This is a genomic window from Scandinavium sp. (assembly GCF_051650185.1).
Taxonomy (GTDB): domain Bacteria; phylum Pseudomonadota; class Gammaproteobacteria; order Enterobacterales; family Enterobacteriaceae; genus Scandinavium.
In genome coordinates, this window is sequence record NZ_JBOFIN010000040.1 from 1 (window position 1) to 8,038 (window position 8,038).

General features: G+C 54.6%; 6 protein-coding genes. 4 read left to right on the forward strand and 2 right to left on the reverse strand.

Annotated elements, in window-relative coordinates; genetic code table 11:
- Positions 1–258: 258 nt before the first annotated feature.
- A complete protein-coding gene (gene fadA / locus ACRCWW_RS05195) occupies positions 259–1,422 on the reverse strand; it encodes an acetyl-CoA C-acyltransferase FadA (protein ID WP_438681460.1) in 1,164 nt (387 codons plus the stop codon).
- 9 nt (positions 1,423–1,431) lie between these two features.
- Complete coding sequence (gene fadB, locus ACRCWW_RS05200) at positions 1,432–3,621, reverse strand: fatty acid oxidation complex subunit alpha FadB (protein ID WP_438681461.1); 2,190 nt, start codon at positions 3,619–3,621, stop codon at positions 1,432–1,434.
- A gap of 189 nt (positions 3,622–3,810) precedes the next feature.
- Here fadB and pepQ point away from each other — a divergent pair, with 189 nt between their 5' ends.
- The 4 genes from pepQ to hemG are packed head-to-tail and all read left to right on the forward strand — an operon-like array spanning position 3,811 to position 7,793.
- Entirely contained in the window at positions 3,811–5,142 is a 1,332-nt protein-coding gene (gene pepQ / locus ACRCWW_RS05205; protein WP_438681462.1) for a Xaa-Pro dipeptidase, read from the forward strand.
- Positions 5,142–5,756: an IMPACT family protein gene (locus ACRCWW_RS05210; protein ID WP_438681463.1), complete on the forward strand. Its 615-nt coding sequence runs from the start codon at positions 5,142–5,144 to the stop codon at positions 5,754–5,756. The genes pepQ and ACRCWW_RS05210 overlap by 1 nt, the downstream gene beginning before the upstream one ends.
- Positions 5,757–5,796: 40 nt before the next feature.
- Positions 5,797–7,248 (forward strand): Trk system potassium transporter TrkH, encoded by a 1,452-nt coding sequence (gene trkH / locus ACRCWW_RS05215; RefSeq protein WP_330985890.1) that lies wholly within the window; start codon positions 5,797–5,799, stop codon positions 7,246–7,248.
- A gap of 11 nt (positions 7,249–7,259) precedes the next feature.
- Positions 7,260–7,793, forward strand: coding sequence for a menaquinone-dependent protoporphyrinogen IX dehydrogenase (hemG, locus tag ACRCWW_RS05220; protein ID WP_438681464.1), 534 nt, complete (start codon positions 7,260–7,262; stop codon positions 7,791–7,793).
- The last annotated feature ends 245 nt before the right edge of the window (positions 7,794–8,038 follow it).

Below are 8,038 nucleotides of genomic sequence, written 5' to 3' on the forward strand. Positions count from 1 at the left end.
ACAAACTCGGTACGTAATGACATGGTATCTCTCGCATCCCAGGGCATAAGCGACTCCATAAACGGGTTCTTATGCCTTAGTTGTAAGTGTCTACCATGTCCCCGAACAAGTGTTCATGATGTCCCCGGACCGTACACCCCAAAGGGGCGCGGGAATAAATAAAAAACCCGCCCCTGACAGGCGGGAAGAACGGCAACTAAACTTGTACTCTACGCTGTAACGCTTTTCGGGCCGGGGCATTGCCCCGGCTTTTGTCTGTTAAACCCTTTCAAATACCGTTGCGATCCCCTGACCCAAACCGATACACATTGTCGCCAGACCAAACTGGGCGTCTTTGCGTTCCATCAGGTTGAGCAGCGTGGTGCTGATACGTGCACCCGAACAACCCAGCGGATGACCCAGAGCGATCGCGCCGCCGTTAAGGTTGATCTTCTGGTCGATTTGCTCCATCAGGCCCAGATCTTTAATGCACGGCAGGATCTGCGCGGCAAACGCTTCGTTCATCTCAAACAGATCGATATCACTGGTCGTCAGGCCGGCTTTTTTCAGCGCCAGTTTAGACGCCGGAACCGGGCCGTAACCCATGATGGAGGGATCGCATCCGACAACGGCCATCGAACGAATACGCGCGCGCGGTTTCAGGCCCAGTTCACGAGCACGGCTTTCGCTCATCACCAGCATGGCTGACGCCCCATCAGACAAGGCGGAAGAGGTTCCCGCCGTTACGGTGCCGGTTACGGGATCAAAAGCCGGGCGCAGGGTAGACAGCGCTTCGACGGTGGTTTCCGGGCGGATCACTTCGTCATAAGTAAACTGCTTCAGCACGCCGTCAGCGTCATGCCCACCGGTCGGGATGATTTCATTTTTGAAGGCACCGGATTGCGTGGCGGCCCAGGCGCGAGCATGAGAACGTGCGGCAAACTGGTCCTGCATTTCACGGCTGATGCCGTGCATACGAGAGAGCATTTCTGCTGTCAGCCCCATCATGCCAGCGGCTTTCGCCACGTTGCGGCTCATGCCCGGGTGGAAATCAACGCCGTGGCTCATCGGCACGTGGCCCATATGCTCCACGCCGCCAATCAGACACGCCTGTGCGTCACCGGTCATGATCATGCGTGCCGCATCGTGCAATGCCTGCATGGAAGAGCCACACAGACGGTTCACTGTGACAGCGGGAACGGAATGAGGGATTTCCGCCAGCAGCGCGGCGTTACGCGCAATGTTGAAGCCCTGCTCCAGCGTCTGCTGCACGCAGCCCCAGTAGATATCGTCCAGCGCGGCTGGATCGAGCTCGGGGTTACGCGACAGCAGGCTACGCATCAGGTGCGCCGAGAGATCCTCTGCACGCACGTTACGGAATGCGCCGCCTTTTGAACGGCCCATCGGGGTACGAATTGCATCGACAATGACAACCTGTTCCATTGTGACTCCTTAAGCCGTTTTCAGCTCACCCACCGGACGGGCAGGTTCAACCGGTGGATAATATGCTTCGTTGTGGCGTGCTTTGCTGCGCAGGCCTTCCGGGACTTCGTACAACGGACCAAGCTGCTGATACTGTTGCGCCATATCGAGGTATTTCGCGCTGCCGAGCGTATCCAGCCAGCGGAATGCGCCGCCGTGGAACGGAGGGAAGCCCAGGCCATAAACCAGTGCCATATCGGCTTCTGCTGGCGTGGCGATAATGCCTTCTTCCAGGCAGCGCACCACTTCATTGACCATTGGGATCATCATACGGGCGATAATCTCTTCGTCGCTGAAGTCGCGCTTCTGCTGGCTGACTTCGGCGAGCAGAGCTTCCACCGCAGGATCTTCCTCTTTCTTCGGTTTGCCTTTGCTGTCTTCTTTGTAGCGCCAGAAACCGAGGCCATTTTTCTGGCCATAGCGGTTAGCGTCGAAAAGAGCATCGATAGCGTCGCGATAATCTTTCTGCATACGCTGCGGGAAGCCAGCCGCCATCACCGCCTGGGCGTGATGTGCGGTGTCGATACCGACCACGTCCAGCAGGTAAGCCGGGCCCATCGGCCAGCCGAACACTTTTTCCATCACTTTATCGACTTTGTGGAAGTCAGCGCCGTCACGCAGCAACTGGCTGAAACCGGCAAAGTAAGGGAACAGCACGCGGTTGACGAAGAAGCCCGGGCAGTCGTTAACCACAATCGGGGTTTTGCCCATTTTGCTGGCCCAGGCGACCACTTTCGCAATGGTGTCGTCAGACGTTTTCTTGCCGCGAATCACTTCAACCAGCGGCATACGGTGAACCGGGTTAAAGAAGTGCATGCCGCAGAAGTTTTCCGGACGCTTCAGCACGCTTGCCAGTTCGCCGATGGGAATGGTGGAGGTGTTAGAAGCCAGCACGGCATCCGGGCGGACTTTGTCCTCGGTTTCTGCCAGCACCGCTTTCTTCACTTTCGGGTTCTCCACAACGGCTTCAACCACCACATCAACACGCTCAAATCCGGCGTAGTCGAGTGTCGGGTAAATCGTCGAGATAACGCCAGCAAGCTTCAGGCCATTAATTTTTCCGCGCTCAAGCTGTTTGTTCAGCAGCTTGGCCGCTTCGTTCATGCCAAGCGTCAGCGATTTATCGTTGATGTCCTTCATGATAACCGGCACGCCTTTCCAGGCTGACTGGTAAGCGATACCGCCGCCCATGATCCCGGCACCCAGTACGGCGGCCTGTTTTGGCGTCTCGACGTTTTTGGTCAGTTTCTTCGCCTGAGCCTTAACAAACTGATCATTAAGGAAGATGCCAACCAGCGCGCGGGCTTCGTTGGAGTGTGCCAGAGGAACAAAGCTTTGATTCTCAAGCACCAGCGCCTGATCGCGGCCTAAGCGTGCGGCAGCTTCAATCGTTTTCACGGCGGTGATGGGCGCCGGGTAATGCTTGCCAGCGGTCTGCATCACCATGCCTTTGGCGATGGTAAAACTCATGGTGGCTTCAATTTTGCTGAGTTTCAGCGGGTCCAGTTTCGGCTGGCGTTTGGCTTTCCAGTCCAGATCGCCGCTAATGGCCTGACGCAGAATGGCAATCGCACCCTCGCGCAGCTTTTCAGGTTTCACCACACCGTCGACAAGACCGATTTTCTGCGCCTCTTCCGCGCCGACATCTTTACCCGCCGCGATGATTTCCAGCGCGCTATCCGCACCGAGCAGGCGCGGTAAACGAACAGATCCCCCGAAGCCAGGCATGATGCCCAGTTTGGTTTCTGGCAGACCGATACGCAGATCAGGGGTGGCCAGACGATAGTCTGTTGCCAGCACGCATTCACAGCCGCCGCCCAGTGCGTAGCCGTTGATAGCGGAAATCGTCGGAACAGGTAAATCTTCCAGTCGATTAAAGACGCTGTTGGCGAAATGCAGCCACTGGCTCAGCTGTTCCTGCGGCACCTGGAACAGGCCCAGGAATTCAGTGATATCGGCGCCGACGATAAACGCGGCTTTCTCAGAACGTAGCACTACGCCCTTCAGATCTTTTTGTTTTTCAAGGACGTCCAGCGCCTGGCCGAGGCTGGCTACGGTTGCGGTATCGAGCTTGTTCACTGAGCCTGGGGCATCGAACACCAGTTCGGCAATGCCATCTTCCAGCCAGTCGAGGTACAGGGTGTCGCCTTTGTAGAGCATGTCAGTCTCCTGAATCCAGCAAAGTTACTGGTCTTACCAGATGAGACGGAGTGTGGATTTTATGTTAATAAATTGCAAATGACTGTTTAAGAAAATGACGTCTGGATCACGCTCGGCAGAAATCACGCACCCTCAGGGTGATGTGCTAAGATGCGGGGAATTACGGTCGAAAAGACAGAAGGGAAAATCATGGATTCACTGGCAACTCTTTATAAAAATCATATCGATACGTTGCAAGAGCGTGCGCGTAACGTGCTGGATCGTTTTAAACTGGATGCGCTGTTGATTCACTCCGGCGAGCTGGTTAACGTTTTTTTAGATGACCATCCTTATCCGTTCAAAGTTAACCCGCAGTTCAAAGCGTGGGTGCCGGTGACTCAGGTGCCAAACTGCTGGCTGCTGGTGGATGGTGTCAACAAGCCGAAGCTGTGGTTCTATCTGCCGGTGGATTACTGGCACAACGTTGAACCGCTGCCTGATTCCTTCTGGACCCATGACGTGGAAGTCATCGCGCTGCCGAAAGCGGATGGCATTGGCAGCCAGTTGCCTGCTGCTCGCGGCAATATCGCTTATATCGGCCCGGTTGCGGAGCGTGCGCTGGGGCTTGATATCAGCGCCGCCAACATCAACCCGAAAGGGGTGATTGATTACCTGCATTACTACCGTTCTTATAAAACCGATTACGAACTCTCCTGCATGCGTGAAGCGCAGAAGATGGCGGTGAATGGCCATCAGGTGGCGCACGAAGCGTTCCTGTCCGGCATGAGCGAGTTCGATATCAACCTTGCTTACCTGACCGCGACCGGTCATCGCGACACCGATGTGCCTTACAGCAATATCGTGGCGCTGAATGAACACGCGTCCGTTCTGCATTACACCAAGCTGGATCATCGCGCGCCGTCTGAAATGCGCAGCTTCCTGCTGGACGCTGGCGCTGAGTACAACGGTTACGCCGCTGACCTGACCCGTACCTGGGCGGGTAATGCCGATACGGAATTTGCGCAGTTGATTAAAGATGTGAATGCCGAGCAGCTGGCCCTGATCGATACGCTGAAAGCGGGTGTGAGCTACGTTGATTATCACATCCAGTTTCATCAGCGCATCGCGAAGTTGCTGCGTAAGCACCAGATCCTGACCGACATGAGCGAAGAGGCGATGGTGGAGAACAATCTCACCGGGCCATTTATGCCACACGGTTTAGGCCATCCGCTGGGTCTGCAAGTCCACGACGTTGCCGGGTTTATGCAGGACGATCAGGGCACGCATCTCGCCGCGCCGTCGAAATATCCTTACCTGCGCTGTACCCGCATTCTGCAACCGCGCATGGTGCTGACCATCGAACCGGGCATCTACTTTATTGAATCCCTGCTGGCGCCATGGCGTGAAGGGCAGTTCAGTAAGCACTTCAACTGGCAGAAAATCGAAGCGATGAAACCCTTTGGTGGCATCCGTATCGAAGATAACGTGGTTATCCACGAAAACAGCATTGAAAACATGACCCGGGATCTGAAGCTGGCTTGATGGAAAGTTGGCTTATCCCCGCAGCACCGGTCTCTTTCGTCGAAGAGATCAAAAAGAGCCGCTTCATTACGTTACTCGCGCACACTGAGGGCGTGGAAGCGGCAAAAGCGTTTGTTGAATCCGTCAGAAATGAGCACCCCGACGCGCGTCACCATTGTGTGGCGTGGGTCGCCGGGCCGCCTGACGATTCACAGCAGCTGGGATTCTCTGATGATGGTGAACCGGCGGGCACGGCGGGTAAACCGATGCTGGCCCAGCTAATGGGCAGCGGCGTGGGTGAAATTACCGCTGTGGTCGTTCGTTACTACGGCGGCGTTCTGCTTGGAACAGGTGGTCTGGTCAAAGCGTATGGTGGCGGCGTGAACCAGGCGTTGGCGCAGCTCACCACCCAACGCAAAACACCCTTAACGGAATATACTTTGCAGTGCGAGTACGCTCAGCTGTCAGGTATTGAAACACTGCTCGCCCAGTTTGGCGGTAAAATCGCGAGCAGTGATTATCAGGCCTCCGTTCATCTCACGGTGGCGCTTCCGCAGGCCGAACTGGCGTCTTTTTCGACAAAACTGGCTGATTTTAGTCGCGGTGCGTTGCAATTACGCAGGATTGACGAATAATCCCCGGTCTATTTTCTGTTTATCTAAGGAAGCGGCAGAGATGCATTTTCGTGCCATAACCCGAATCGTTGGACTGCTGGTCATTCTGTTTTCAGGCACCATGATTGTGCCTGGTCTGGTGGCATTGATTTATCGGGACGGGGCTGGACGGGCATTTACCCAGACCTTTTTCGTCGCGCTGGCGATTGGGTCCCTGCTGTGGTGGCCAAACCGCAAACAAAAGGGTGAGCTTAAATCCCGCGAAGGGTTCCTTATCGTGGTGCTGTTCTGGACCGTGCTGGGAAGCGTGGGTGCGCTGCCCTTTATCTTTTCTGAACAACCGAACCTGACGATCACCGATGCTTTCTTTGAATCGTTCTCAGGGTTGACGACCACAGGCGCAACGACGCTGGTGGGGCTGGATTCCTTACCTCATGCCATCCTCTTCTACCGGCAAATGCTGCAGTGGTTTGGCGGGATGGGGATAATTGTATTGGCGGTGGCTATCCTGCCAATACTGGGCGTCGGCGGCATGCAGCTTTATCGCGCGGAAATGCCTGGGCCGCTTAAAGACAACAAGATGCGCCCGCGAATTGCTGAAACGGCAAAAACGCTTTGGCTCATTTATGTATTACTGACTGTCGCTTGCGCATTGGCCTTGTGGTTTGCGGGGATGCCTGCTTTTGATGCCATCGGCCACAGCTTTGCCACTATCGCCATTGGGGGCTTCTCCACGCACGATGCGAGCGTGGGTTACTTCAACAGCCCGACTATCAATACCATTATTGCTATCTTCTTGCTGATCTCGGGCTGTAATTACGGCCTGCACTTCTCTTTATTAAGTGGCCGTAGTCTTAAGGTGTACTGGCGTGATCCGGAATTTCGCATGTTTATCGGCGTCCAGCTGACCCTGGTGATTGTCTGTACGCTGGTGCTGTTTCTTCACGATGTCTACACCTCGGCGTTGACGACGCTTAACCAGGCTTTCTTCCAGGTTGTCTCAATGGCAACGACGGCAGGCTTTACCACAGACAGCATTGCGCGCTGGCCATTGTTCCTGCCGGTACTGCTATTGTGTTCTGCTTTTATTGGCGGCTGCGCGGGATCAACCGGTGGCGGCCTGAAGGTGATTCGTATCCTTCTTCTGTTTAAGCAAGGGAACCGGGAGCTGAAACGCCTGGTGCACCCGAATGCCGTTTACAGTATCAAGCTGGGGAATCGCGCACTGCCGGAACGTATTCTGGAAGCAGTGTGGGGATTCTTCTCTGCTTATGCTCTGGTATTCATTATCAGTATGCTGGCGATTATCGCCACGGGCGTGGATGACTTCTCTGCGTTTGCCTCCGTTGTGGCAACGCTCAATAACCTTGGACCAGGGCTGGGCGTGGTAGCGGATAACTTCGCCAGTATGAACCCGGTGGCAAAATGGATCCTGATTGCCAATATGCTGTTTGGTCGTCTGGAAGTCTTTACCTTGTTGGTGCTTTTTACACCGACTTTCTGGCGCGAATAACAGGAGCCTTTGTGAAAATATTGATTCTCTTCTCGACGCGTGATGGACAGACGCGTGAGATCGCTTCTTCTCTGGCGTCAGAACTGAAAGAGCAGGCGTTTGATGTTGATGTGGTTAATCTGCATCGCGCAGAAGCTATTACATGGGCAGACTACGACGGCGTGGTGATTGGTGCTTCTATTCGTTATGGGCACTTTCATTCCACGCTCGACAGCTTTGTGAAAAAGCATCAGCAAGCGTTAAAGCAACTGCCCAGTGCTTTCTATACGGTGAACCTGGTTGCGCGCAAACCTGAAAAGCGCACGCCTCAAACGAACAGCTATACGCGCAAGTTCTTACTGAACTCCCCCTGGCAGCCCGATCGCTGTGCTGTCTTCGCGGGAGCTTTGCGTTATCCGCGTTACACCTGGTATGACCGCATGATGATCCGCCTGATTATGAAGATGACAGGGGGAGAAACGGATACGAGTAAAGAAGTGGTGTACACCGATTGGCAGCAGGTAACGAATTTTGCCCGTGAAATTGCTCAGCTTGTGCGCAAATAGTCGCTAAAAACGGCATGAAGCCTGGAATTTGAGCGGTTGAAAAGTTTTTTTAGATTTCTGCTTGCCACCCCGGAATAACTCCCTATAATGCGCCTCCACTGACACGGAACAACGGCAAGCAAGCCCCGGGTCAGCAGGGTTTCTCCGGAAATTCTGACAGAGAAAAGCGAAAATAAACGCTTGACTCTGAATGAGGAAAACGTATTATACGGGACCTCGAAACGGTGAGCGAAAGCCGCGTTTCA

Bases quoted from the DNA above. Each gene is read 5' to 3' on its own strand.
- fadA (WP_438681460.1), bottom strand. From the start codon at position 1,422: ATGGAACAGGTTGTCATTGTCGATGCAATTCGTACCCCGATGGGCCGT.
- fadB (WP_438681461.1), bottom strand. From the start codon at position 3,621: ATGCTCTACAAAGGCGACACCCTGTACCTCGACTGGCTGGAAGATGGC.
- pepQ (WP_438681462.1), top strand. From the start codon at position 3,811: ATGGATTCACTGGCAACTCTTTATAAAAATCATATCGATACGTTGCAA.
- ACRCWW_RS05210 (WP_438681463.1), top strand. From the start codon at position 5,142: ATGGAAAGTTGGCTTATCCCCGCAGCACCGGTCTCTTTCGTCGAAGAG.
- trkH (WP_330985890.1), top strand. From the start codon at position 5,797: ATGCATTTTCGTGCCATAACCCGAATCGTTGGACTGCTGGTCATTCTG.